The sequence below is a fragment of the Streptomyces sp. NPDC027663 genome, from assembly GCF_055566415.1.
Genome location: NZ_JBVHSK010000001.1, coordinates 283,291 through 307,239 on the forward strand (window position 1 = coordinate 283,291; position 23,949 = coordinate 307,239).

The following is a 23,949-nucleotide window of genomic DNA, read 5'->3' on the forward strand; positions in this document are numbered from 1 at the left end:
GGGCCCGTCGCTAGTACGTCAGCCCGTGCCCGATCGGGTACAGCACCCGCGTGGGATCGTCGGCCCGCTGCACCGGCACCGGCAGTTTCCCGCGCGGTGCCACCCGGCCGGCGATCACCCGTGCAGCGGCGCGCAGTTCGACGTCCGTCCAGCAGTACGTGGCCAGGAAGGCCCGGACGGAAGGGAACTGCGCGACGTCGTACGGGTTGCGGACCGCCACCACGACCACCGGCTTGCCCGTCGCCAGCAGCCGGTCCACCAGGGTCCGCTGGGAACTGCCCGCCGTCACGTTGTACGTGCCCACGACCACCGCGTCCGCGTCCTGCGCGGCCGTGACCGCCTTGCCGATCGTCGCGGCGGAGGGCGCGGTGCCGGTGGACAGGGCCGTGGCGGTGAAGCCGAGTCCGGTGAGGGCGGCGGCCAGGACGCCGGTGGGCGGTCCGGTGGTGCCGGACGGCGAGGCCGGGTCGGCGCCGACGACCAGGACCCTGCCCTGCCTGCGGCGGTCGAGAGGCAGGACGTCGCCCTCGTTGACCAGCAGCGTGGTGGTGCGTTCGGCGATGCGGCCGGCGGCGGCCAGGTGGGCCTCGGTGCCCACCGTGCGGTCGACGTCCGCCGGGTCGGCCCAGGGGTCGCGGAAGAGTCCGAGCCGGGCCTTCAGACGCAGGATGCGCAGGATCGATTCGTCCAGGCGGGCCTCGGTCAGCTCGCCGTCCTGCACGGCCTTCAGCACCGCCTGCCAGGCCACGTCCAGCCTCGGCGGGTTGAGCAGCTGGTCCACGCCGGCCTTCAGCGCGAGCACCGGCACCCGGTCGTCACCGTACTTGGTGCGCACGCCCTCCATCCCGAGCGAGTCGGTGATCACGACCCCGTCGTAGCCGAGTTCGCCGCGCAGGATGCCGGTGAGGACCGGGTGGGAGAGGGTGGCCGGGTCGCCGGAGCCGTCCAGCGCAGGGAACTGGATGTGTGCGGTCATGACCGAGTCGATGCCCGCCTCGATCGCCGCCCGGAACGGCACCGCGTCCAGCTTCTCCCACAGCTCCCGGCTGTGGGTGATGACCGGGAAGCCGTAGTGGCTGTCGACGGCGGTGTCCCCGTGGCCCGGGAAGTGCTTGGCGGTGGCCGCGACCCGGGACGCCTGATAGCCCCTCACCTCGGCGGCGACGAGTCCGGCGACCGCCTCCGGGTCGGCGCCGAAGGACCGTACGCCGATGACCGGGTTGGCCGGGTTCACGTTCACGTCGGCGTCGGGGGAGTAGTCCTGGTTGATGCCCATCGCGCGCAGCTCGGCGCCGGAGATCCGGCCCAGGGTGCGGGCGTCGGACCGGGAGCCGCCCGCGCCGATCGCCATCGCGCCCGGGAAGAGGGTCGCGGGCTTGCCGACCCGGCAGACGGCGCCGTGCTCCTGGTCGGTGGCGATGAGCGCCGGCAGACCGCGCGGCTGCTCCAGACAGGCCCGCTGGATGCCGTTGGACAGGTCCGCGATCTGGTGCGGGTCACGGGTGTTGTGCGCCCAGGTGAAGTAGATGATGCCGCCGACGCGGTACTGCGCGATCAGCTCGGCGGCGGTGCGGACGCCGATCTCCTTCAGGTTGGCGTCGACGTCGGCCTGGTCGGGGGCGGTGGCGGAGTGGCCGTAGACCCGCATCACGAAGAGCTGGCCGACCTTCTCCTCCAGCGTCATCCCGGAGACCAGGGCGCGCAGCCGGCGCTCGTCGTGGGCGCCGTGGGCGCCGGGCACGGCGGCGTGAGCGGTCGTCGGTACGGTCAGCGCGGCGGTGAGACCCGCGCCGGCGGCGAGGACGGCGCGTCTGGACGGCCGTGCGGTGTTTCCCGTGCTTCCCGTGCTTCCCGTGCTGGTGTCGTGCACGTGCGCTCCTTCCAGAGGAGAACCGCTGAAGGAAACTTCCGAGGAGTCACCAATATCCGGGAAGTTTCTTTCCGTCAAGGGAATGCACAGTAACCACGAAGGGGCCGCCGCCCGCGCATTCCGGCGGAGGGCGCGTCCAGCCCCTGGACATGCGTGACCGGACCCCGGACGAGCCGTCATCATGCGGCCATGCCCGCAGTCGACATCCCCGGATCGAAGTCCATCACCGCCCGCGCGCTCTTCCTCGCCGCGGCGGCCGACGGTGTCAGCACCCTCGTACGGCCCCTGCGCTCCGACGACACGGAGGGCTTCGCGGAGGGACTCACCCGGCTCGGCTACCGGGTCGGCCGCACCCCCGACAGCTGGCAGGTGGACGGCCGCCCGCAGGGACCGGCGCACACCGAGGCCGACGTCTTCTGCCGCGACGGCGCCACCACCGCCCGCTTCCTGCCCACCCTGGCCGCCGCCGGTCACGGCACCTACCGCTTCGACGCCTCCCCGCAGATGCGTCGCCGCCCCCTCGGCCCGCTCACCCGTGCCCTGCGCGACCTCGGCGTCGACCTGCGGCACGAGGAGGCCGAGGGCCACCACCCGCTCACCGTGCACGCGGCCGGCGTGCAGGGCGGCGAGGTCGTGCTGGACGCCGGCGAGTCCTCCCAGTACCTGACCGCACTGCTGCTGCTCGGCCCGCTCACCCGCACCGGACTGCGGATCCGGGTGACCGACCTGGTCTCGGCGCCGTACGTGGAGATCACCCTCGCGATGATGCGGGCCTTCGGCGTGGACGTCGTCCGGGACGGCACGGTGTACGAGGTCCCGCCCGGCGGCTACCGGGCCACCACCTACGCCATCGAGCCCGACGCCTCCACCGCGAGCTACTTCTTCGCCGCGGCCGCCGTCACTCCCGGCCGTGAGATCACCGTGCCCGGCCTCGGCGCCGGCGCGCTCCAGGGCGACCTGCGCTTCGTGGAGGTGCTGCGGCGGATGGGCGCACACGTGGAGGTGGCCGAGGACCGTACGACGGTACGCGGCACGGGGGAGCTGCGCGGGCTCACGGTCACCATGCGGGACATCTCCGACACCATGCCGACGCTGGCCGCGATCGCGCCGTTCGCCTCGGGGCCGGTGCGCATCGAGGACGTGGCCAACACCCGGGTGAAGGAGTGCGACCGCCTGGAGGCCTGCGCGGACAACCTGCGGCGGCTCGGCGTGCAGGTGGCGACCGGCCCCGACTGGATCGAGATCCGGCCCGGCACGCCCGCCCCCGGAGTCGAGATCAAGACCTTCGGCGACCACCGCATCGTGATGTCGTTCGCCGTCACCGCCCTGCGCACGCAGGACCTGACCTACGACGACCCCGGCTGCGTGCGCAAGACGTTCCCCGGCTTCCACGAGGCATTCGCGGCGCTGCCCGCCGTCAGCTGACGGGAGGCCGGCAGCTCTTCGCGGACGGCGGCCGGCACCGGATCCCCCTCTCGGCCCAGGCCCGGACCGTGAAGGCCCCGCTGACCCGTTCCCCGCAAAAACATCGGCTGGACGTGGAGCGACGGCCGAGGAAAGGATCACGGCCATGACCACGCGCGCGTATCTCGTCCTGCACGGCTGGCAGAACCACCGCCCCGAGGCGCACTGGCAGCACTGGCTCGCCGACCGGCTCACCGCACTCGGCCACTGCGTCGGCTACCCGCAGCTGCCCGACCCGGACGATCCCGACCTCGAGGTCTGGCTCCGCGAACTCGCCCGCCACCTGGAGGAGATGGACGGCTCGGGGGAGCGGGTCGTGGTGGCCCACAGCGCATCCGCAGTGCTGTGGCTGCACGCCGCCGCCCGGGGCATGGAGCAGCTGCGGCTCGCGGACCGGGTGCTGCTGGTCGCGCCGCCGTCCGGATCCGTCCTCGCCCGGTTCCCGGAGGTCACCGACTTCGCCCCGCCCCGCCTCGACTTCGTCCTGCCGGGGCCGGCGCGGCTGGTCGCGGGCGACGACGACCCGTACTGCCCCGAGGGCGCCGGCCGCCTCTTCGCCGAGCCGCTGGGCATCCCCGCCGACATCCTGCCGGGCGCCGCCCACCTGGACCTGGACGCCGGCTACGGACCCTGGCCGGCCGTGCTGGACTGGTGCCTCCACGGCACCGCACCGCTCACGGCGCGTCAGGCCGCTGACGGGTGACGGCGCTCGGCCGCCACCGCACCGCTCACGGCACGACGGACCGCTGCCGGGTGACGTGCCCGGCCTACGCCGCCTCGCCCAGCAGCCGCAGCAAGTGGTCCCGGCCCGCGCCCAGCAGCTCCGGCAGCGGGGCGGCCCCCTCGTACCAGCGCTTCTCGTACTCCCAGCACAGCCAGCCGTCCCAGTCGTGCCGGGACAGGACGTCCACGCACTCGGCGAGCGGCAGCACGCCCGCGCCGAGCGGCAGCGGGGTCCTGTCCTCGGCCGATGAGATGTCCTTGACCTGGACGTATCCCAGGTGCGGGGCGAGCGCCGCGTAGCTGTCCGACGGCTGTTCGCCGCCCAGCCAGGTGTGCATCACGTCCCACAGCGCGCCCACCTGACGGTGGCCGACCGGGCCGAGGACCCGGATCACGTCGGCGCCGGTGCGGTGCGAGTCATGGGTCTCCAGCAGGATCCGCACGCCGAGCGCGGAGGCGTCCTCCGCGGCGGTGCCGAGCCGCCGGGCGGCGAGCGCGTCGGACTCCTCGCGGGGCTGCTCCGGCTCGGCGCCGGGGAAGACGCGGACGTAGGGGGCACCCAGGTCATGGGCCAGCTGGAGGAGGTCACGGATCTCCGCCAGTACCGGCTCGTCCTCGCCGGGAGCGGCGACGCGCACGTACCCGGCGAGGCCCAGGACCGCGACCCCGGCGTCCTTGAACAGGGCCGCGACGTCGGCGCGTTCGGCCGGGGCCAGGCCCGGGTGCACCGGTTCCTCCGGATGGGCGCGCAGCTCCACGCCGTGGTAGCCGTGCGCGGTCGCGAGCGCCAGGACCTCCGGGACGGGCAGGCCGGGGACACCGAGTGTGGAGAACGCCAGCTTCATGGAAACGGACCGTACCCCTCATTCGCCGGGGCCATGCAACCCCGGCCGCCGGTCCTGGCCGACCGGGGCCCGGCCGAGGGGCCGCAGGGCGCCGTGGCACTGCACGATCCAGCCCGCCTGATCCGGCCGGGGCCCGGCGGCACGGACTCCCCGGACTCCGCCGCCGGGACGCCTTCGAGAATCCCCCGAATGGTCCGCATCGCCCGGCCGGGCGGAGGAGCCCGCCGGACTCATCGCTGTGGCGGGCCGCCGTTGCCGCGCCAGGCCGCGTAGAGACCGGAGACGGCGACGGCGATCGTCGCCAGCGACTCGGGTGCCACACCGCGCAGCACGAGCACGGCGGTGGTGAGGAGAACGGCGAGGAAAACGAGCAGATCCCTGAAACCCTTGCTGTGCTGCGGCATGGTGAAGTCCCCGTTCCTGGTTGGGTGTCGTACCTGACGGCGTACGCCCAGGCTCGCCGGGGCACGGGGTGCTGCGGCAGATGCAGCGGTGCTGCCGGACGACTGGCAGCACCAGGGGTGCACACGATGGGGGCGCGGAGCGATGAGCGAGCTGAAGCGGATCGACGACGGGCTGCCGCCGGAAGTGGCTGCCCTGGCCGGTGCGTTACGAGACCTCTTCGCCGGCCTGGGCGTCTCCGTCCGCCGGTACGCGGCCCGCCGGTCCTACGACTCCGGCACCGTCTCCCGCTATCTCAGCGGACTGCGCCTGCCGCCCTGGGAATTCGTACTCAACCTGCTGCACGACGTCGCCGAGAGTCGTGGCACCGTGCCGACGCAGGAGACGGTCGAGCTGCTGCGCAAGCGGCACACGGCGGCGGTCGGAGCGGGCAGCAGTCCGGCGCACAGGGTGCAGTTGCTGGAACGGAAGCTGGCCGACGCGGACCGGGACGCACGGCGGGCGGCGGCGCGCGAACGCTGGCTGGAGGACACCCTGCAGGATCGCGAGCACCGCATGCACGACCTGGAGATGCGCAACCGTGAGCTGCTGTCCGTGACCGGGCCGCTCACGGAGCAGCAGGCCGGCGAGCCGGCCGGGGAACCGGACCAGGAACGGGCGCGGCTGCAGGCGGAGATCCGGGAACTCCAGGAGGAGCTGGCCCGGGTACGGAACCTGCACCGGCAGGCGGAGGAACGGTGCGAGCAGCTGGAACGTCAGCTGGCGGAGGCGGAGGAGCCCCCGACGGGGGCGGAGGGGGCGGAGGGGACCGTTCCGGCACTGGAGGGGCCGCTGCCGGACGTAGGGGCCGGCCCTCGCCCGGTGGGCGGAACGGCGGGGCCCATGTACCAGATCGGCACGGTCCACGGAGACGTCTCGGTGATCACCGACGGCTGGCAGGTGGACGAGGACCACGTCGAGTCGGTGACCGTCCGGGTGTGCGACGACGGTGGCCGGCACCTCGGCAACGGACTGCTCGTCGCTGCCCGCACGGTGGTCACGCTGGACGGTCTGGCGCACGGCGGACCGGAGGGCTCCACGCTCGACGAGGCGACGATCCTGCGCGGTGACCGGCGTGCCCGGGGCGTCGCCGTCGTGCGCCACACGATCACCCACCAGGGACGGCCGTACTCGCTCGTGGCCCTGCGTCTGTCGGAGCCGATGCCCCTTCCGCCGTCGCCGCCGGCCCTCGACCGGCGGCTGGTGCCCGGCGGCCGGCTCCTGGTGAGCGCTCACGCGATGCAGGGCCCCTACTCGTGCGTCCTGGAGGTCACGGGCCGTACGGGGGACTGGCTGCGGGTCACCGGAGACCTCACCACCGGCCTCACCGGCGCCCCCGCGTTCTCCAGCGCGGGCGGCCTCGTCGGGCTCCTGGCAGGCCGCACCGCCGCCGACCGTGGCCTCGTCCTCCACGTGGGGGCACTGCTCGGCCTGACCGGGGAGACTCCGGACGCCTAGGACCTGTCCGGCCGGTCACGTCCGGAGCCGGATGGCCGGGGCTGCAGCTGTTGCACGGTGTCTCAGGTCCTCAGCCCGCGATGAAGGGTGCGTGTCCGAACGGGACCCCACTCACCCGAAGGTCCGGGAAGGCCAAGGTCACGTCGTGCGCGCTGGTCTCGAGGCGGACCTCACGGAAGTCGATCCAGACAGCCTTCGTCCAGCGGCGGGCAGCCTCCGGCCCGGGACGAAGTTCGGCTCCATCGGACAGGCCCAGGCGCCCGCCGTCCGGACCGTGCCGGGTCGGCGGGGTCTGCCCGGGCCGGCGAAGGGGCGCGGCTTTCCGGAGCCGGTCCGGTTCGGGCGGCTCCGGTGAACGTGCGGCCGCGCGCCGTCAGGAAGCCCGCGGCACCCCGGAGGACCCGCGCACCATCAACTCCCCCCGCACCGAGGCGATCCCGCCGGGCGGGGGCTCCTCGCGGCCCATCGCGATACGGCCGGCCCGGGCGCCCGCCTCCGCCAGGGGGAGGCGGACCGTGGTGAGGGCCGGTACCGCGTCGATGCTGAACGGCAGGTCGTCGAAGCCGGCCACCGAGACGTCCTCGGGGATGCGCAGGCCGGACTCGCGCAGGGCGGCGCATGCGCCGAGGGCGACGGAGTCGTTCGCGGCCACGATCGCCGTCAGGGAGGGGTCGCGGCGCAGCAGCTCCAGCGTCGCCTCGTGGCCGGACCGGCGGTCGTAACGGCCGTACACCGTCCGGCGCGGGTCGTCCTCGATGCCCGCCGCGCCGAGCGCGGCCCGGTGGCCCTCCAGGCGGTGCCGGGTGGTCGTCCGTTCCTTCGGCCCGGCTATGTAACCGAGCCGGCGGTGGCCGAGGCCGATGAGGTGCTCGGTCAGCGCCCGGGCACCACCCCGGTTCTCGAAGGTCAGCGCGACGGACTCGGTGTCCGGCGCGGGCGGGCGCCCGCACAGCACCACCCGTGTCCCGGCCTCCGCCAGCTTCCGCAGCTTCGCCGCGACGGCCTCCGCGTGCGGCGGCGTCTCCACGGCCCCGCCGGTCAGCACCACGGCCGCGGCCCGCTGCCGCTGGAGGAGGGTCAGGTAGGTCAGTTCGCGCTCGGGGGAGCCGCCGGTGTTGCACACGACCGCGAGGCGTTCACCGCCGGCCCGGCCGCCCGGACCGCCGATCTCCGCCTGGATCGCGCCGGCCATGATCCCGAAGAAGGGGTCGGCGATGTCGTTGACGAGGATGCCGACGAGGTCGGAGGTGGCCGCGGCGAGCGCGCTGGCGGGGCCGTTGAGGACGTAGTCCAGCTCGTCCACCGCCCGCAGCACCCGCTCGCGCGTGGAAGCGGCGACCGGGTAGTTGCCGTTCAGTACGCGCGACACCGTCGCGGGGGAGACCTGGGCGCGGGCCGCCACGTCCGCCAGGGTCACCGTCATGTCGTCGTCCTTCGGTCGCGCATCGTGTCGTACGCCCTCGTAGACAGTCGGGCATGCGTCCTGGTTCCGACAGACCTTAAGGCCATGGCCCCGAGTTGTTCGCCCCCTCGAACAACTCGAAGGGGGCACGGTCTTGTACGGACTCGGAGCAAGGGCTAGCTTCGGACGTGTAGAAAGCGCTTGCTGCACTGCTCTCACTGTACTGCCGCCCCACGGCAGCCGCCGCTGCCGGACGGGGCGCGCGGCGCCCACGAAGGGACTGACGTGACACGCAAGACGGTGCGTATCGCCATGAACGGCGTGACCGGACGCATGGGCTACCGCCAGCACCTCGTCCGGTCGATCCTCGCCCTGCGCGACCAGGGCGGCCTCGACCTCGGCGACGGCAGCGTGCTCTGGCCCGAGCCGGTCCTGCTCGGGAGGCGTGAGCACGCCCTGAGGGAGATCGCCGGACGGCACGGCCTGGAGCACGTCTCCACCGACATCGACGCGGTCCTCGCCGATCCCACCGTCGACATCTACTTCGACTCCCAGGCCACCTCCGCCCGGGAGGAGGCCCTCGCCAAGGCGATCGCCGCCGGCAAGCACGTCTACACCGAGAAGCCGACGGCGACCGGCCTCGCGGGTGCCCTGCAACTGGCCCGCCTGGCCCGGGAGAAGGGCGTCAAGCACGGCGTCGTCCAGGACAAGATCTTCCTGCCGGGCCTGCTCAAGCTGAAGCGGCTCGTCGACGGCGGCTTCTTCGGCCGAGTCCTGTCCGTCCGCGGCGAGTTCGGCTACTGGGTCTTCGAGGGCGACTGGCAGCCCGCCCAGCGGCCCTCCTGGAACTACCGTGCCGAGGACGGCGGCGGCATCGTCGTCGACATGTTCCCGCACTGGGAGTACGTGCTGCGCGAGCTGTTCGGCCGCGTGAAGTCCGTGCAGGCCCTGGCCACGACCCACATCCCGCAGCGCTGGGACGAGAACGGCAAGCCGTACGACGTCACCGCCGACGACGCCGTCTACGGCGTCTTCGAGCTGGAGGGCGGCGCCGTCGCCCAGATCAACTCCTCCTGGGCCGTCCGCGTCCACCGCGACGAACTGGTGGAGTTCCAGGTGGACGGCACGGAGGGCTCCGCCGTGGCCGGGCTGCGCACGTGCCGGGTGCAGCACCGTTCGGCGACCCCGAAGCCCGTCTGGAACCCGGACGTCCCCGCCACCGAGGCCTTCCGCGACCAGTGGCAGGAGGTCCCCGACAACGCCGTGTTCGACAACGGCTTCAAGGCCCAGTGGGAGCTGTTCCTCAGGCACGTCCACGCCGACTCGCCCTACCGCTGGGACCTGCTGGCCGGTGCCCGCGGTGTGCAGCTCGCCGAACTGGGCCTTCGATCCTGCGCCGAGGGCCGCCGCATCGACGTACCGGAGATCACCCTGTGACCATCCAGCTCCCCTCCGCCGGCGGCACCCTGCGCACGTACGAGCCCCGCGCCGAACCACTGGCCGTCTCGCCCGGCACCCCCCTCACCTCCCGTACGGTCTTCTCGGCGGCCCACGTCGTCGCCGATCCGCTCGCCGACGTGTCCCCCGGCGCGCCCGCCGCCGTCGACTGGGACGCCACCCTCGCCTTCCGCCGCCACCTGTGGTCCCACGGTCTCGGTGTCGCCGAGGCGATGGACACCGCCCAGCGCGGCATGGGCCTGGACTGGGCGGCCGCGGCCGAGTTGATCCGCCGGTCGGCGGCGGAGGCGCGCGGCGTGGGCGGCCGGATCGCCTGCGGAGCCGGCACCGACCAGCTCACCGGCGGCACCCTCGCCGACGTCCGCGCCGCCTACGAGGAACAGCTCGCCGTCGTCGAGGAGTCGGGCGCCCGGGCCGTCCTGATGGCCTCCCGCGCCCTGGCCGCCACGGCGAAGGGCCCCGAGGACTACCTCGACGTCTACGGCCACCTCCTGCGCCAGGCCGCCGAGCCGGTGATCCTGCACTGGCTGGGCCCCGTGTTCGACCCGGACCTGGACGGCTACTGGGGCTCGTCCGACCCGGACACGGCGACGGACACCTTGCTGGAGGTGATCTCGGCGCACCCGGACAAGGTGGACGGCATCAAGGTGTCGCTGCTGGACCCGCAGCGGGAGACCGGCCTGCGCCGCCGCCTCCCGCGGGGCGTGCGCTGCTACACCGGCGACGACTTCCACTACCCCGGGCTGATCGCCGGCGACGAGAAGGGCTTCAGCCACGCGCTGCTCGGCATCTTCAACCCGCTCGGACCACTGGCGGCGGCGGCCGTACGGGCGCTGGACTCGGGCGATGCGGCGGGCTTCCGCGCGCTGCTGGACCCGACGGTCGCGCTCGCCCGCCACCTCTTCCAGGCACCGGTCCGCTTCTACAAGACGGGCGTCGTCCTCCTCGCCTGGCTCGCGGGCCATCAGTCCCACTTCACCATGGTCGGCGGCCTGCAGTCGGCGCGCTCGCTGCCGCACCTGGCCCGCGCCTACGAGCTGGCCGACGGACTCGGCCTGTTCCCGGATCCCGGGCTCGCCGAGGAACGCATGAAGACCCTGCTGTCGTTGTACGGGGTGGACCGATGACCGCTCTCGCCCGTCTCAGCATCAACCAGATGACGGTGAAGCAGCTGTCTCTGCCGGAACTAGCCGCCGCCTGCGGCCGGTTGGGCATCACCCGGGCAGGTCTGTGGCGCGGGCCGGTCCGTGAGCACGGACTGGAGGAGACCGCCAGGCTGGTCCGGGACGCGGGCCTGACCGTCACGACCTTGTGCCGGGGCGGCTTCCTCACGGCGGCCGGCCCGTCCGAGCGGGCGAGGGCGCTGGCCGACAACCGCCGTGCGGTGGAGGAGGCGGCCACCCTGGGCACCGACACCCTGGTCCTGGTCTCGGGCGGTCTTCCGCCCGGCGCCAAGGACCTGCGCGCGGCCCGCGAACGGGTCGCGGACGCCCTGGCCGTGCTCGCGCCGTACGCCGAGCACCACGGGGTCCGCCTCGCCATCGAACCCCTGCACCCGATGTACGCCGCCGACCGCTGCGTGGTGTCGACCCTCGCCCAGGCCCTGGACCTGGCCGAACGCTTCCCCGCGCACCAGGTCGGGGTGGCCGTGGACACGTACCACGTCTGGTGGGACGACAACGCCCCCGCGCAGATCGCCCGGGCAGGCGCGGCCGGCCGGATCCACGCCTTCCAGCTCGCCGACTGGACCACTCCCCTGCCCGCGGGCGCCCTCGACGGCCGGGGCCAGCTCGGGGACGGCGCGATCGACATGCGGGAGTGGAGGGGATACGTGGAGACCGCCGGCTACACCGGCCCCATCGAGGTCGAGCTGTTCAACGAGGGTCTGTGGGCGCGCGACGGCCGCGAGGTGCTGGCGGAGACGGCGGCACGATTCGCGGAGCACGTCTCCTGAGGGAGAACCGCCTAGCCCTGGGCGGCGGCGGAGGCGGCCGCGGCGGCGCGTTCCTCGCCTCTGCGCCGCGCCCGCTTGCCGTACATGGCCGTCCACACGATGAGGCCTGCGAGGACGCCGTAGATCAGGACCGGGCTGAGGGTCACCATGGTGTCGGTGCTCAGCGCGCAGGCCAGGGCGATGCGGACGACGGCTTCGAGGCAGTAGGCCACGCCCCACACCGTCGTCATCGTCCGTACGGTCGTGCGGAACCCCTCGAACTGCCAGAGGCCGTTCCACCAAGAGGTGCTCGCGGGGGTGCCGTCGGTGGCGAACTTGCGGCCGAAGTAGAACATGAGCGGTCGCGGCGCCAGCAGCGTCGCGAGGCACAGCAGGCCGAAAAGGCCGGTGACGGCCGAGTCCTTGACCAGCAGGGCCCGGGCCGAGTGGGGCCCGACGAGTGAGACGACGGCCGTGATGACCAGGAACACCAGGGTCACGACGGCGAACTCGTCGAGGCGGCGCCGCCAGGCGAGGTGCACGGCACTGTCGACCACCGGCCAGGCACCGCTTGCCAGCAGCGCGGCGAACTCGCTCCACCCCTGGTCACGCAGGGCGTTGTAGGTGAGGATCGGCGCCGCCACGTTCAGCGCGATGGTGAGGATCCAGCCACCTGCGGCGCTCCCCCCGGACCGGGCGGGCGGCAGCGGGCGTTCCTCCGTCTGCACGGCCCGCGCGTCCGGCCTGATTGGCGTGTCCATGGCATCCTGCGCAGGCATGGCTCCCCCTGGTGTTCCTGCTGACGGAAGTGGTCGGCGTGATCATTCATGACCAACTTCCTTTTTGGCAAGAACTGGTGGGTGTCCGTCAGGCGCCCCTGAGCCGGACGTCTCCACGCCTTACGCACCGCCCGCTTCCGCACCGCCCGCGTCCTTCACCCGCCGGCTCCGCGTTCTCCTCTCCGATGTGCTCGGGAAGTTCGGTCACCGGTGCCGGGCCGTGCCGGTGGTAGAGGTGCGGGAGGAGCGCGTAGTACCCGTGGCCGGCCAGTTCGCGGGCCTTCTGCTCCGACTCGGGCCGCACATCGAAGGCGTCCGAGTGCAGCAGCACTCCAGGGTGCCGCTCGCCATGGCCGGGGCAGGCCGCGAAGGCGTCGGCCTGGCCGTCCGGGCCGAGTGCCATCCGAGGCCGGCAGAGCGTTCATTCTCACCCATTGCAACGAGTCGGAATGGCGTTCGTTGCATTACAGGCAGAACCATTGCAACAAAATATGGGCTTTGAGCTGCAAAGTTAGCGATTTAGTGAAACAAGCTGGTTGCCAATATCTGTGAATGCAACGTAGCGTTTCCGTCATCAGAAACGACGGGCCGGAAGGGCCCGCGCAGCCGATGAAGGAGCCCGCGATGCAGAAGTTCGACACCCCCGCCCCGGTCGCCGCCGTCCTGGACATCCCCGCCGGCCGCATCCAGCTCATCGCCGCCGACCGCACCGACACCACCGTCGAGGTCCGTCCCGCCAACGCCGCCAAGAGCCGCGACGTCAACGCCGTCAAGGAGATCGAAGTCGCCTACAGCGACGGCGTCCTGCACATCAAGGCGTCGGAGGCGAAGAACCGGCTCCTCGGCAACTCCGGGTCCGTCGAGGTGACCGTCCAGCTGCCCGCCGGCTCCCACGTCGAGGCGAAGGCGGCTGCCGCCGAGTTCCGCGGCGTCGGACGGCTCGGCGACGTCGCCTTCGTGGGCGGCTACCGCTCGGTCAAGCTCGACGAGGCCGCAAGCGCCCGCCTCGCCGCCGTCGACGGCGACGTCTCGGTCGGCCGCCTGGGCGGCCCGGCGGAGATCAGCACCCAGAGGGGCGACATCCGGATCACCGAGGCCGTGCGCGGCACGGTCACCCTGCGGACCGAACACGGCACCATCGCGGTCGGCGCCGCCCCCGGCGTCTCCGCCTCCCTTGACGCGGGCACCGGCCACGGCCGGATCCGCAACGCGCTCAAGAACGCCGACGGCGGCGACGCCGGCCTGAACATCCACGCCACCACCAACTACGGCGACATCACCGCCCGCAGCCTCTGAACCCGCAGCCTGCCAAGCCCTGGAAAGAGGAGCACCCCATGACGACCCCGGCCATCGCGGCGAACAGGCTGCACAAGTCCTACGGCGACAAGACCGTCCTCGACGGCATCGACCTGACCGTCCCCGAAGGGACGATCTTCTCCCTGCTCGGCCCGAACGGCGCCGGCAAGACCACCGCCGTGAAGATCCTCTCCACCCTCATCTCCCCCGACCCCGGCTCCGGCCCGATCCACGTCGGCGGCCACAACCTCGCCACCGACCCGCAGGCGGTGCGCGCCGCGATCGGCGTCACCGGGCAGTTCTCCGCCGTCGACGGGCTGATCACCGGCGAGGAGAACATGTGGCTCATGGCGGACCTGCACCACCTGTCCAGGAGGGAGGGGCGGCGGGTGGCCGCCGAACTGCTGGAGCGGTTCGACCTGGTCGACGCGGCGAAGAAGCCCGCCTCCACCTACTCCGGCGGTATGAAGCGCCGCCTGGACATCGCCATGACCCTGGTCGGCAACCCGCGGATCATCTTCCTCGACGAGCCGACCACCGGCCTCGACCCGCGCTCACGCCACACCATGTGGCAGATCATCCGCGGCCTCGTCTCCGACGGCGTCACCGTCTTCCTCACCACCCAGTACCTGGAGGAGGCGGACGAACTCGCCGACCGCATCGCCGTGCTGAACGACGGTGTGATCGCCGCGCAGGGCACCGCCGAGGAACTGAAGCGGCTGATCCCGGGCGGACACGTGAAGCTCCGCTTCACCGACCCCGCCGCCTACCAGTCCGCCGCCACCGCCCTGCGCGAGGCCACCCGCAAGGACGAGTCCCTCTCCCTGCAGCTCCCGAGCGACGGCAGCCAGCGCGAGCTGCGCTCCCTCCTCGACCGGCTGGACTCGGCCGGCGTCCTGGCCGACGAGCTGACCGTGCACACCCCCGACCTCGACGACGTCTTCTTCGCCCTGACCGACACCGCCGCCACCCTCGACCAGCCCAAGGAGACCGTCCGATGAGCACCCTCTCCCTCGCCGTGCGCGACTCCTCCACGATGCTGCGCCGCAACCTGCTCCACGCCCGGCGCTACCCGTCGCTCACGCTGAACCTGCTGCTGACGCCGGTCATGCTGTTGCTGCTCTTCACCTACATCTTCGGAGACGCGATGAGCGCCGGCATCGGCGGCGGGGACCGCTCCGACTACCTCGCCTACCTCGTGCCCGGCCTGCTGCTGATGACCATCGGCTCCACCACCATCGGCACCGCCGTGTCCGTCTCCACCGACATGACCGAGGGCATCATCGCCCGCTTCCGCACCATGGCCATCCACCGTGGCTCCGTCCTCATCGGACACGTCATCGGCAGCGTCCTGCAGTCGGTCATGAGCGTGGTCCTGGTCGGCGCGGTCGGCGTCGCCATCGGCTTCAGGTCCACCGACGCCACCGCCCTGGAATGGGTCGCGGCCTTCGGCCTGGTCACCCTCTTCGCCCTGGCCCTCACCTGGATCGCCGTCGGGATGGGCCTGGTCAGCCCGAGCGCCGAGGCCGCCAGCAACAACGCCATGCCGCTGATCTTCCTCCCGCTGATCTCCAGCACCTTCGTCCCGGTCCATTCGATGCCCGGCTGGTTCCAGCCCATCGCCGAGTACCAGCCCTTCACCCCCACCATCGAGACCCTGCGCGGCCTCCTCCTCGGCACCGAGATCGGCCACAACGGATGGCTCGCCCTCGCCTGGTGCATCGGCCTCGCGGTCCTCGGCTACTTCTGGTCCACCTCCAAGTTCGACCAGGACCCCAAGTAGTCGTCGTGACAGCGCGGGCAGCCCCCCGCCGGCACGAACCCCGCGAAGGCGGCGTACCCCGACACCACGTCGGAGTACGCCGCCCTTTTCGGTTACGACGACGCGGCCGCACCCGGCGCCCTTCGGCTCCGGCGGTCAGTCGTCCTCACGCAGCCTGCGCCAGATCCGGGTGCGATGGAGCATGTAGAGGGAGACGAACACGGCGAGCACCTGCAAGCCCACGGCGAGCAGCCAGAACTCGTCCCTGCTCTCCAGCCTGTCCGTCAGGAACGTGAAGTTCATGCCGAAGAATCCGGTCAGGAACGACAAGGGGAGGAAGATCACCGACACGATGGCCAGCCGGTTGATCACACCGTTCTGTTCGCCGGCGACGAGCGAGGAGTAGCTGGCGAAGGCCCGGCGGGTGGCCTCCTGAAGGGACTCGATGTCCGCGAGCACCAGTCGCCCACTGGTCTGGAACTCCCGGGCGAGCCGTTGCCGCTTCTCCGGAAAGGCGGAACTGGTCATGCGCCGGGCCAGGATCGCGTCGGTCACTTCGAGGAAAGGCCGCAGGAAGTGGTGCAGCATGGCGGAGCGGCGTCGTAGGCGCGCCAGGCGGTAGACCTGATCGGGATGCCGTGCATCGAACATGTCGTCCTCGATCTCCTCTGCCTCCAGCAGGGCCTGCACGGCGGCCCCCCGAAAGGTGCTCAGAGCCTCCCCGAGCACGAGGAAGAGCACGGCCACCGGGTCGGCGGGCCGTTCGTGCAGCAACCCCTCGGTGAGGGTCCCCGCCAGGCCGGCCCGGCCCCGGTGCACGGTGATCAGGAAGCGCTCGGTCACCACCATGTGGATGTGGACGATCCGCTCCTCGGCGACCACGGGCACGACGAAACCGGTCCGGTCACCCAGGTACTCGGCCCGCGGGGGCTCATCCGCTCTGCCGAACCAGTCCAGGCCCTCGCTGTTCAGGCCCAGTTGACCGGCGACCGGCCGTGCCTCCGCCTGCGCCTCCACCGGCAGTTCGACGTCGACGAGCACGAACCGGTCCGTGGCCAGCCGGCGGCGTGCCTCCGCCACGTCCGTACGGGTGACGACCCCCTCCGGCATCGACACCACCGTTACGATCATCGCCCCTCGCCGTTCGTCTCGAAGCCCGCGGACTCCAGCGTCCGCGGGCTTCGGCGCTCCCGCATGCGCAGGCACTCGTGTGCCTCGCCGGGCAGCCCGAACGGATGACGGATCCGGCGCCGCTCAGGGCCTGGTTCGCGTTCAAGCGCTCAGGGCCAGAAGGCGATCGCGAGGCCTATCAGCGTGCCCAGGGCGATCACGCCGCCGAAGATCCCCGCGCCGATGGCGACCTTGACACTGGCGGGCCGGACTTCCTGCCAGCCCAGTTCACGCGCGGCGGCCCGGATCAGGCGGTGGCCGTCGGCGGACGAGAAGGAGTAGTCCAGCGTGCCGTCCAGGTTCCAGCGCTTCTCGACGTACACGCTCCGGCCGATGGAGACCGTCCTGCCGAGCCGCACTCCGCCGAGTCCCACCTCGTACTCGACGGTGCGCACGACGTCCGTGAGCGTGAAGCGCTTCTCCTGGGGGCGCAGGGCCACCCGGAAGGTGTGCACCTGGCTGACCCGGCTCCTGGTCAGCATCTCCCGCAGCTGCGGCTCGTTGACGTCCACGAGGAGGTCGAATCCCGGCACAGTCCGGTGCATCCGGTACTGCGTGCCTGCGGTGGCGGCCTCGATGCGGGAGTACAACTCCTGGCAGTCGTCTGTGCCGTTGGCGTCTGTCACGGGCACGCACAGTAACAGTGCCCGTTGTCAGACCCCACCGGTACCGTCGGATCATGGCTCACCAGGCGGGGAACCCCACGGCCGATCGCAAGCTCGCCGTGCTCGAAGGCGTGCTGGAGCGGATCACGTACGCCAATGAGGAGAACGGCTACACGGTCGCCCGGGTCGACACCGGAAGAGGCGGCGGCGACCTCCTCACGGTCGTCGGCGCGCTGCTCGGTGCCCAGGTGGGGGAGTCCCTGCGCATGGAGGGCCGCTGGGGTTCGCACCCGCAGTACGGGCGGCAGTTCCACGTGGAGAACTACACGACCGTGCTGCCGGCGACCGTGCAGGGCATCCGGCGTTATCTCGGCTCCGGGCTGGTCAAGGGCATCGGCCCGGTGTTCGCCGACCGGATCACCCAGCACTTCGGGCTGGACACGCTGCGGATCATCGAGGAGGAGCCGAAGAGGCTCATCGAGGTCCCCGGTCTCGGCCCCAAGCGCACCAAGAAGATCGCCGACGCCTGGGAGGAGCAGAAGGCGATCAAGGACGTCATGCTCTTCCTGCAGACCGTCGAGGTGTCCACGTCCATCGCCGTGCGGATCTACAAGAAGTACGGCGACGCGTCGATCTCCGTCGTCAAGGAGCAGCCGTACCGGCTCGCCGCCGACGTCTGGGGCATCGGGTTCCTGACCGCGGACAAGATCGCCCAGTCCGTCGGCATCCCGCACGACAGCCCGGAGCGGGTCAAGGCGGGACTGCAGTACGCGCTGTCGCAGTCCGCGGACCAGGGGCACTGCTTCCTGCCCGAGGAGCGGTTGATCGCGGATGCCGTGAAGCTGCTCCAGGTCGACACCGGGCTGGTCATCGAGTGCCTCGCCGAGCTGGGGCAGGCACCGGAGGAGGGGGTGGATCCGGGGGTCGTACGGGAGAAGGTGCCCGGGCCGGAGGGCGACTCGGAGCCTGTCAGCGCCGTGTATCTCGTGCCCTTCCACCGCGCCGAGCTGTCGCTGTCCGCCCAGCTGCTGCGGCTCCTGCGCACCGGCCAGGACCGGATGCCCGCCTTCCGGGACGTCGACTGGGGCAGGGCCCTCGGCTGGCTGAAGGACCGTACCGGCGCCGATCTCGCCCCGGAACAGGAGGCCGCCGTCAGGCTCGCGCTGAGCGAGAAGGTCGCCGTCCTCACCGGCGGTCCCGGCTGCGGCAAGTCCTTCACGGTGCGTTCGATCGTGGAGCTGGCCCGGGCCAAGCGGGCCAAGGTGCTGCTCGCCGCCCCGACCGGCCGGGCCGCCAAGCGGCTGGCGGAGCTGACCGGTGCCGAGGCCTCCACCGTGCACCGGCTGCTGGAGCTGAAACCCGGAGGCGACGCGGCCTACGACCGGGACCGCCCGCTGGACGCCGACCTGGTGGTCGTGGACGAGGCGTCCATGCTGGACCTGCTGCTCGCCAACAAGCTGGTGAAGGCCGTACCACCGGGGGCGCACCTGCTGTTCGTGGGCGATGTCGACCAGCTGCCCAGCGTCGGGGCCGGTGAAGTCCTCCGGGATCTGCTCGCCGACGGGAGCCCGATCCCGGCCGTCCGGCTGACCCGGGTCTTCCGGCAGGCGCAGCAGTCCGGCGTCGTCACCAACGCGCACCGGATCAACGCGGGGCAGCATCCGCTCACCGACGGGCTGAAGGACTTCTTCCTCTTCGTCGAGGACGACACCGAGGCCGCGGGCCGGCTCACCGTGGAGGTGGCCGCCCGGCGGATCCCGGCCAGGTTCGGGCTGGACCCGCGCCGGGACGTGCAGGTGCTCGCGCCGATGCACCGGGGCCCGGCCGGTGCGGGGGCGCTCAACGGGCTGCTCCAGCAGGCCGTCACACCGGGGCGGCCCGATCTGCCGGAGAAGCGGTTCGGCGGCCGGGTCTTCCGCGTCGGCGACAAGGTCACCCAGATTCGCAACAATTACGAGAAAGGCAAGAACGGTGTCTTCAACGGCACCGTGGGCGTCGTCACCTCGCTCGATCCGGTCGACCAGCGTCTGACGGTGCTGACGGACGAGGATGAGGAGGTTCCGTACGAATTCGACGAACTGGACGAACTGGCACATGCCTACGCGGTCACGATCCACCGTTCACAGGGGAGTGAATATCCGGCGGTGGTGATTCCGGTCACCACGGGAGCATGGATGATGCTCCAGCGGAACCTGCTCTACACGGCGGTCACGCGGGCCAAACAGCTGGTCGTCCTCGTCGGTTCACGCAAGGCGATCGGGCAGGCGGTGCGCACGGTGTCGGCCGGACGCCGCTGTACGGCCCTCGACTTCAGACTCCTCGGCAAAAATGATCGATCAAATGAGTCATGAAGGTCACAGAGCACTTCCGGATGCCCCTTCCAGGGGGCAGGATGAGCAGGTTGGCGGCACTGAGTGCCGCCAATAGGCCCAATGGTCGACCCCGAGTGCACTCTGCTGAGCCAAATGGGGGATGGTAGAGACAGTCAGGGCACCTCGAAGATGAGGCACTACGTCGGTGAGGGAAGACGTGAGCGACAACTCTGTAGTACTGCGGTACGGCGACGGCGAGTACACCTACCCGGTGGTCGACAGCACCGTCGGTGACAAGGGCTTCGACATCGGGAAGCTCCGCGCCCAGACCGGTCTGGTGACTCTGGACAGCGGTTACGGCAACACGGCCGCCTATAAATCCGCCGTCACCTACCTCGACGGCGAGGCGGGCATCCTCCGCTACCGCGGCTACCCCATCGAGCAGCTGGCCGAGCGCTCCACCTTCCTCGAGGTGGCGTACCTGCTGATCAACGGTGAACTGCCGACGGTCGACGAGCTTGCCACGTTCAAGAACGACATCACGCGGCACACCCTCCTGCACGAGGACGTCAAGAACTTCTACAGGGGCTTCCCGCGCGACGCCCACCCGATGGCCATGCTGTCCTCGGTCGTCTCGGCGCTGTCCACCTTCTACCAGGACAGCCACAACCCGTTCGACGAGAAGCAGCGCGACCTCTCCACCATCCGCCTGCTCGCCAAGCTCCCGACGATCGCGGCGTACGCGTACAAGAAGTCGATCGGCCACCCGTTCGTCTACCCGCGCAACGACCTCGGCTACGTCGAGAACTTCCTCCGCATGACCTTCTCGGTCCCGGCGCAGGAGTTCGAGCTGGACCCGGTCGTGGTGGCGGCGCTGGACAAGCTGCTGATCCTGCACGCCGACCACGAGCAGAACTGTTCGACCTCCACGGTCCGCCTGGTCGGTTCCTCGCAGGCCAACATGTTCGCGTCGATCTCGGCCGGCATCAGCGCGCTGTGGGGTCCGCTGCACGGCGGCGCCAACCAGTCCGTCCTGGAGATGCTCGAGGGCATCCGCGACTCCGGCGCCGGCGTCGACACCTTCATCCGCAAGGTGAAGAACAAGGAGGACGGCGTCCGCCTGATGGGCTTCGGCCACCGGGTCTACAAGAACTTCGACCCGCGCGCGAAGATCATCAAGGCCGCCGCGCACGACGTGCTCTCCGCGCTGGGCAAGGAGGACGAGCTCCTCGAGATCGCCCTCAAGCTGGAGGAGCACGCGCTGTCCGACGACTACTTCGTCGAGCGCAAGCTGTACCCGAACGTCGACTTCTACACGGGTCTGATCTACCGGGCCATGGGCTTCCCGACCGAGATGTTCACGGTCCTGTTCGCCCTCGGCCGCCTGCCGGGCTGGATCGCCCAGTGGACCGAGATGATCAAGGAGCCGGGCTCCCGCATCGGCCGCCCGCGCCAGATCTACACGGGCGTCGTCCAGCGCGACTTCGTGCCGGTCGAGGAGCGCTGAGCGCACTGAAGGGCAGGGCCTGCCGGAACGGTGGGCCCTGAATCGGCAGCGTCGAAGAAGCGAGACAAGCGGAAGGCGCCCTGACGCCGGTCCCCCCACGGGCCGACGACCAGGGCGCCTTCCCATGTCCCGGTGCGGATTCCCCCCACGGGATCCGGCCGGGCGCTCGGAGAGGACAGCGCCTGAATCGCTGTCTGAGTACGACGGGCGGAACCCGCCGTACTCCAGTGATGCGGTGCGGTCTGCCGGGACAACGCACGCTGGGAGGGCCGCTCAAAGCTTCCCGGTGTACGTGCCCCGGCAACGCTCCCCCAAGCTCTGAACTTTGTTCGAGCAGGGAGGTGCCCCGATCTGGGAAAGTCCCCCAAGACATCCCCAGATGCCAGTCAGCGCCCCCCAAGACGCTGGTCTGACATCGCCAACTTAGACCTTCGAACCCCTTCGATGGTTACGTTCGCACCACTGTGATCTGCGTCTCTTGCATATGTCCCTTAGGCGCGCAAGAGCCCCGATATGGCAATCGGGACTCAAGCGTAAGGATGATGCGCGAGCCTTGTGAAGAGCTTATGTGAGGCTCGCGCCGGACTCCAGGGGGACTCTTACATCGGTCCCGCCGTTTGCCGCCGGGTCACCGGAAGGTCCGCAGCCGCAGGCTGTTGGTCACGACGAACACCGACGAGAAGGCCATCGCCGCTCCCGCGATCATCGGGTTGAGCAGCCCCGCGGCGGCCAGCGGCAGCGCGGCGACGTTGTAGCCGAAGGCCCACACGAGATTGCCCTTGATGGTGGCGAGGGTGCGCCGGGCGAGCCGGATCGCGTCCGCGGCCACGCGCAGGTCCCCGCGCACCAGCGTCAGATCGCCGGCCTCGATCGCCGCGTCCGTGCCGGTGCCCATGGCGAGCCCCAGGTCGGCGGTGGCGAGCGCGGCCGCGTCGTTGACGCCGTCGCCGACCATCGCCACGGCGCGTCCCTCACGCTGCAGCCGCCGTACGACCTCCACCTTGTCCTCCGGCAGTACCTCGGCGATCACCTGGTCGATGCCGACGGTCTTCGCGACCGCCTCGGCGACCGTCCGGTTGTCCCCGGTGAGCAGCACCGGCGTGAGCCCCAGCGCGCGCAGTCCGCGGACCGCCTCGGCGCTGGTCGGCTTCACCGCGTCGGCCACGGCGAGGACCCCACGGGCCCGCCCGTCCCAGCCGGCCACGACGGCCGTACGGCCCTCCTCCTCGGCCGCGCGGGCCGCACGGGCCAACTCCTCCGGGAGCGTGTCGTACAGGCGCCCCACGGCCACCTCACGGCCGTCCACGCGACCGCGTACGCCCCGCCCGGGGACGTTCTCGAAGTGCTCGACCGCCGGCAGCGCCCACCCGGGAGAGCGCTGCGCGCTCGCCCCGTTCAGGCGCTCCTCGGCGCCGGCGGCGATCGCCCGTGCCACGGGGTGCTCGGAGGCGTGCTCCAGGGCGCCCGCGAGCCGCAGCAGCTCCTTCTCGTCCTCGCCCTCGGCGGCGTACACCGCCTGCAGGCTCATCCGGCCGGTGGTGACCGTGCCGGTCTTGTCCAGGACGACCGTGTCCACGCGGCGCGTGGACTCCAGCACCTCGGGTCCCTTGATCAGGATGCCGAGCTGGGCGCCGCGCCCGGTGCCGACCATCAGCGCGGTCGGCGTGGCGAGGCCCAGCGCGCAGGGGCAGGCGATGATCAGGACGGCGACGGCGGCCGTGAACGCGGCCGCCGTGTCCCCGGTGACGCCCAGCCACACGCCGAAGGTGCCGAGCGCGACGAGGACGACCACGGGAACGAACACCGCGGAGATCCGGTCGGCGAGCCGCTGCACCTCGGCCTTCCCGTTCTGCGCGTCCTCCACGAGCTTCGCCATCCGGGCGAGCTGGGTGTCGGCACCGACCCGGGCGGCCTCCACGACCAGCCGGCCGCCCGCGTTGACCGTGGCGCCGGTGACCCGGTCGCCGGGGCCGACGTCCACCGGCACGGACTCGCCGGTCAGCATGGACGCGTCCACCGCGGAGACACCCTCCACGACCGTGCCGTCGGTGGCGATCTTCTCGCCGGGCCGTACGACGAACCGGTCGCCGACGGCGAGTGACGACGCCGGTACGCGCACCTCGCGGCCGTCCCGCAGCACCACCACGTCCTTGGCGCCCAGCTCCATCAGGGCCCTCAGGGCCGCGCCGGCGCGGCGCTTGGAGCGGGCCTCCAGGTAGCGGCCGAGCAGGATCAGCGCGACGACTCCGGCGGCCACCTCCAGATAGACGGTGGAGGCGCCGTCCATGCGGGAGACGGTGAAGCGGAACTCGTCGTGCATGCCGGCCATGCCCGCGTCACCGAAGAACAGCGCCCACAGTGACCAGCCGAACGCGGCCAGCGTGCCGACCGAGACGAGGGTGTCCATCGTGGCCGCGCCGTGCCGGGCATTGGTCCAGGCGGCCCGGTGGAAGGGGGCGCCGCCCCAGACGACCACCGGCGCTGCGAGCGTGAGGGAGAGCCACTGCCAGTTGTCGAACTGCAGCGCGGGGACCATCGCGAGCAGGACCACGGGCGCGGCGAGCAGCGCGGAGACGAGCAGGCGGTGGCGGAGCGCGCCGAGTCCGGGATCGTCCTGGGGGGTGTCCGGTCCGGCCTCGGGCGCGGGTTCCGGCGGCGGGGGCTCCTCGGCGGTGTACCCCGTCCGCTCCACGGTGGCGATCAGGTCGGCGACCCGGACACCGTCGGTGATGCTGACCCTGGCCTTCTCGGTGGCGAAGTTGACGGTGGCGCTCACACCGTCCATCCGGTTGAGCTTCTTCTCCACCCGGGCGGCGCAGGAGGCGCAGGTCATCCCGCCGATGAGCAGCTCGACGTCGGCGGTGCCGCCTATCGCGGCGGCGTTCTCTGCGGTGGTGCTCGTCATGTCCGGACTCCAGACATCG

General features: G+C 71.5%; 20 protein-coding genes and 1 pseudogene. 11 read left to right on the forward strand and 10 right to left on the reverse strand.

Features of this window, described 5'->3' with window-relative positions:
• Positions 1-10: 10 nt before the first annotated feature.
• Positions 11-1,870, reverse strand: coding sequence for a glycoside hydrolase family 3 protein (locus ACZ4SF_RS01245; protein WP_468376542.1), 1,860 nt, complete (start codon positions 1,868-1,870; stop codon positions 11-13).
• 189 nt (positions 1,871-2,059) lie between these two features.
• On the opposite strand from ACZ4SF_RS01245, the gene aroA reads away from it, so the two are divergent.
• Entirely contained in the window at positions 2,060-3,295 is a 1,236-nt protein-coding gene (gene aroA / locus ACZ4SF_RS01250; RefSeq protein WP_468376545.1) for a 3-phosphoshikimate 1-carboxyvinyltransferase, read from the forward strand.
• Positions 3,296-3,440: 145 nt separating this feature from the next.
• Positions 3,441-4,037: an RBBP9/YdeN family alpha/beta hydrolase gene (locus tag ACZ4SF_RS01255; RefSeq protein WP_468376547.1), complete on the forward strand. Its 597-nt coding sequence runs from the start codon at positions 3,441-3,443 to the stop codon at positions 4,035-4,037.
• A 64-nt stretch (positions 4,038-4,101) separates the two neighbouring features.
• On the opposite strand, the gene ACZ4SF_RS01260 is transcribed toward ACZ4SF_RS01255, so the two are convergent.
• Positions 4,102-4,902 carry a sugar phosphate isomerase/epimerase family protein gene (locus ACZ4SF_RS01260; RefSeq protein ID WP_468376549.1) on the reverse strand — a complete coding sequence of 267 codons (801 nt, stop codon included), beginning with the start codon at positions 4,900-4,902 and terminating at the stop codon, positions 4,102-4,104.
• A 230-nt stretch (positions 4,903-5,132) separates the two neighbouring features.
• Positions 5,133-5,306, reverse strand: coding sequence for a hypothetical protein (locus ACZ4SF_RS01265; protein WP_468376552.1), 174 nt, complete (start codon positions 5,304-5,306; stop codon positions 5,133-5,135).
• 142 nt (positions 5,307-5,448) lie between these two features.
• Between ACZ4SF_RS01265 and ACZ4SF_RS01270 the strand changes: the two genes are divergently transcribed.
• Positions 5,449-6,801 (forward strand): hypothetical protein, encoded by a 1,353-nt coding sequence (locus tag ACZ4SF_RS01270; protein ID WP_468376554.1) that lies wholly within the window; start codon positions 5,449-5,451, stop codon positions 6,799-6,801.
• Between the two features lie 70 nt (positions 6,802-6,871).
• On the opposite strand, the gene ACZ4SF_RS01275 is transcribed toward ACZ4SF_RS01270, so the two are convergent.
• Both ACZ4SF_RS01275 and ACZ4SF_RS01280 read right to left on the reverse strand, forming a co-directional pair.
• Positions 6,872-7,057, reverse strand: coding sequence for a YxiG-like protein (locus tag ACZ4SF_RS01275; protein ID WP_468378257.1), 186 nt, complete (start codon positions 7,055-7,057; stop codon positions 6,872-6,874).
• A 117-nt stretch (positions 7,058-7,174) separates the two neighbouring features.
• Positions 7,175-8,224, reverse strand: coding sequence for a LacI family DNA-binding transcriptional regulator (locus ACZ4SF_RS01280; protein ID WP_468376557.1), 1,050 nt, complete (start codon positions 8,222-8,224; stop codon positions 7,175-7,177).
• Between the two features lie 264 nt (positions 8,225-8,488).
• Between ACZ4SF_RS01280 and ACZ4SF_RS01285 the strand changes: the two genes are divergently transcribed.
• From ACZ4SF_RS01285 to ACZ4SF_RS01295, 3 genes are read left to right on the forward strand one after another with little or no spacing between them, the layout of a single operon-like run.
• On the forward strand, positions 8,489-9,640 hold the full coding sequence (locus ACZ4SF_RS01285) for a Gfo/Idh/MocA family protein (RefSeq protein WP_468376560.1): 1,152 nt from the start codon (positions 8,489-8,491) through the stop codon (positions 9,638-9,640).
• Positions 9,637-10,788, forward strand: a complete 1,152-nt coding sequence (locus ACZ4SF_RS01290; protein WP_468376562.1) for a dihydrodipicolinate synthase family protein — start codon at positions 9,637-9,639, stop codon at positions 10,786-10,788. Before ACZ4SF_RS01285 ends, ACZ4SF_RS01290 begins: the two co-directional genes overlap by 4 nt.
• Positions 10,785-11,615, forward strand: a complete 831-nt coding sequence (locus ACZ4SF_RS01295) for a sugar phosphate isomerase/epimerase family protein (RefSeq protein WP_468376565.1) — start codon at positions 10,785-10,787, stop codon at positions 11,613-11,615. Before ACZ4SF_RS01290 ends, ACZ4SF_RS01295 begins: the two co-directional genes overlap by 4 nt.
• An 11-nt stretch (positions 11,616-11,626) precedes the next feature.
• On the opposite strand, the gene ACZ4SF_RS01300 is transcribed toward ACZ4SF_RS01295, so the two are convergent.
• Together ACZ4SF_RS01300 and ACZ4SF_RS01305 are read right to left on the reverse strand one after the other, a co-directional pair.
• The gene (locus ACZ4SF_RS01300; protein ID WP_468376568.1) at positions 11,627-12,355 is read right to left on the reverse strand and encodes a VC0807 family protein; all 729 of its coding nucleotides are present in this window, start codon (positions 12,353-12,355) and stop codon (positions 11,627-11,629) included.
• Positions 12,356-12,548: 193 nt separating this feature from the next.
• Positions 12,549-12,776: pseudogene (locus ACZ4SF_RS01305) on the reverse strand (dienelactone hydrolase family protein); the annotation flags it as partial.
• Positions 12,777-12,997: 221 nt separating this feature from the next.
• Between ACZ4SF_RS01305 and ACZ4SF_RS01310 the strand changes: the two are divergent.
• The 3 genes from ACZ4SF_RS01310 to ACZ4SF_RS01320 are packed head-to-tail and all read left to right on the forward strand — an operon-like array spanning position 12,998 to position 15,452.
• Complete coding sequence (locus ACZ4SF_RS01310; protein ID WP_468376571.1) at positions 12,998-13,669, forward strand: DUF4097 family beta strand repeat-containing protein; 672 nt, start codon at positions 12,998-13,000, stop codon at positions 13,667-13,669.
• Positions 13,670-13,707: 38 nt separating this feature from the next.
• On the forward strand, positions 13,708-14,670 hold the full coding sequence (locus ACZ4SF_RS01315) for an ATP-binding cassette domain-containing protein (RefSeq protein ID WP_468376574.1): 963 nt from the start codon (positions 13,708-13,710) through the stop codon (positions 14,668-14,670).
• Positions 14,667-15,452, forward strand: a complete 786-nt coding sequence (locus ACZ4SF_RS01320; protein WP_468376575.1) for an ABC transporter permease — start codon at positions 14,667-14,669, stop codon at positions 15,450-15,452. The genes ACZ4SF_RS01315 and ACZ4SF_RS01320 overlap by 4 nt, the downstream gene beginning before the upstream one ends.
• A 135-nt stretch (positions 15,453-15,587) precedes the next feature.
• Here the strand turns inward: ACZ4SF_RS01320 and ACZ4SF_RS01325 are convergent, their stop codons facing one another.
• Positions 15,588-16,562 carry a CorA family divalent cation transporter gene (locus ACZ4SF_RS01325; RefSeq protein ID WP_468376578.1) on the reverse strand — a complete coding sequence of 325 codons (975 nt, stop codon included), beginning with the start codon at positions 16,560-16,562 and terminating at the stop codon, positions 15,588-15,590.
• Positions 16,563-16,711: 149 nt separating this feature from the next.
• Positions 16,712-17,227 carry a hypothetical protein gene (locus ACZ4SF_RS01330; protein WP_468376580.1) on the reverse strand — a complete coding sequence of 172 codons (516 nt, stop codon included), beginning with the start codon at positions 17,225-17,227 and terminating at the stop codon, positions 16,712-16,714.
• Between the two features lie 53 nt (positions 17,228-17,280).
• Between ACZ4SF_RS01330 and recD2 the strand changes: the two genes are divergently transcribed.
• Together recD2 and ACZ4SF_RS01340 are read left to right on the forward strand one after the other, a co-directional pair.
• Positions 17,281-19,557, forward strand: coding sequence for an SF1B family DNA helicase RecD2 (recD2, locus tag ACZ4SF_RS01335; protein ID WP_468376583.1), 2,277 nt, complete (start codon positions 17,281-17,283; stop codon positions 19,555-19,557).
• A gap of 178 nt (positions 19,558-19,735) precedes the next feature.
• On the forward strand, positions 19,736-21,025 hold the full coding sequence (locus ACZ4SF_RS01340; RefSeq protein ID WP_468376586.1) for a citrate synthase: 1,290 nt from the start codon (positions 19,736-19,738) through the stop codon (positions 21,023-21,025).
• Between the two features lie 628 nt (positions 21,026-21,653).
• On the opposite strand, the gene ACZ4SF_RS01345 is transcribed toward ACZ4SF_RS01340, so the two are convergent.
• Entirely contained in the window at positions 21,654-23,930 is a 2,277-nt protein-coding gene (locus tag ACZ4SF_RS01345) for a heavy metal translocating P-type ATPase (RefSeq protein ID WP_468376589.1), read from the reverse strand.
• Between the last annotated feature and the right edge of the window lie 19 nt (positions 23,931-23,949).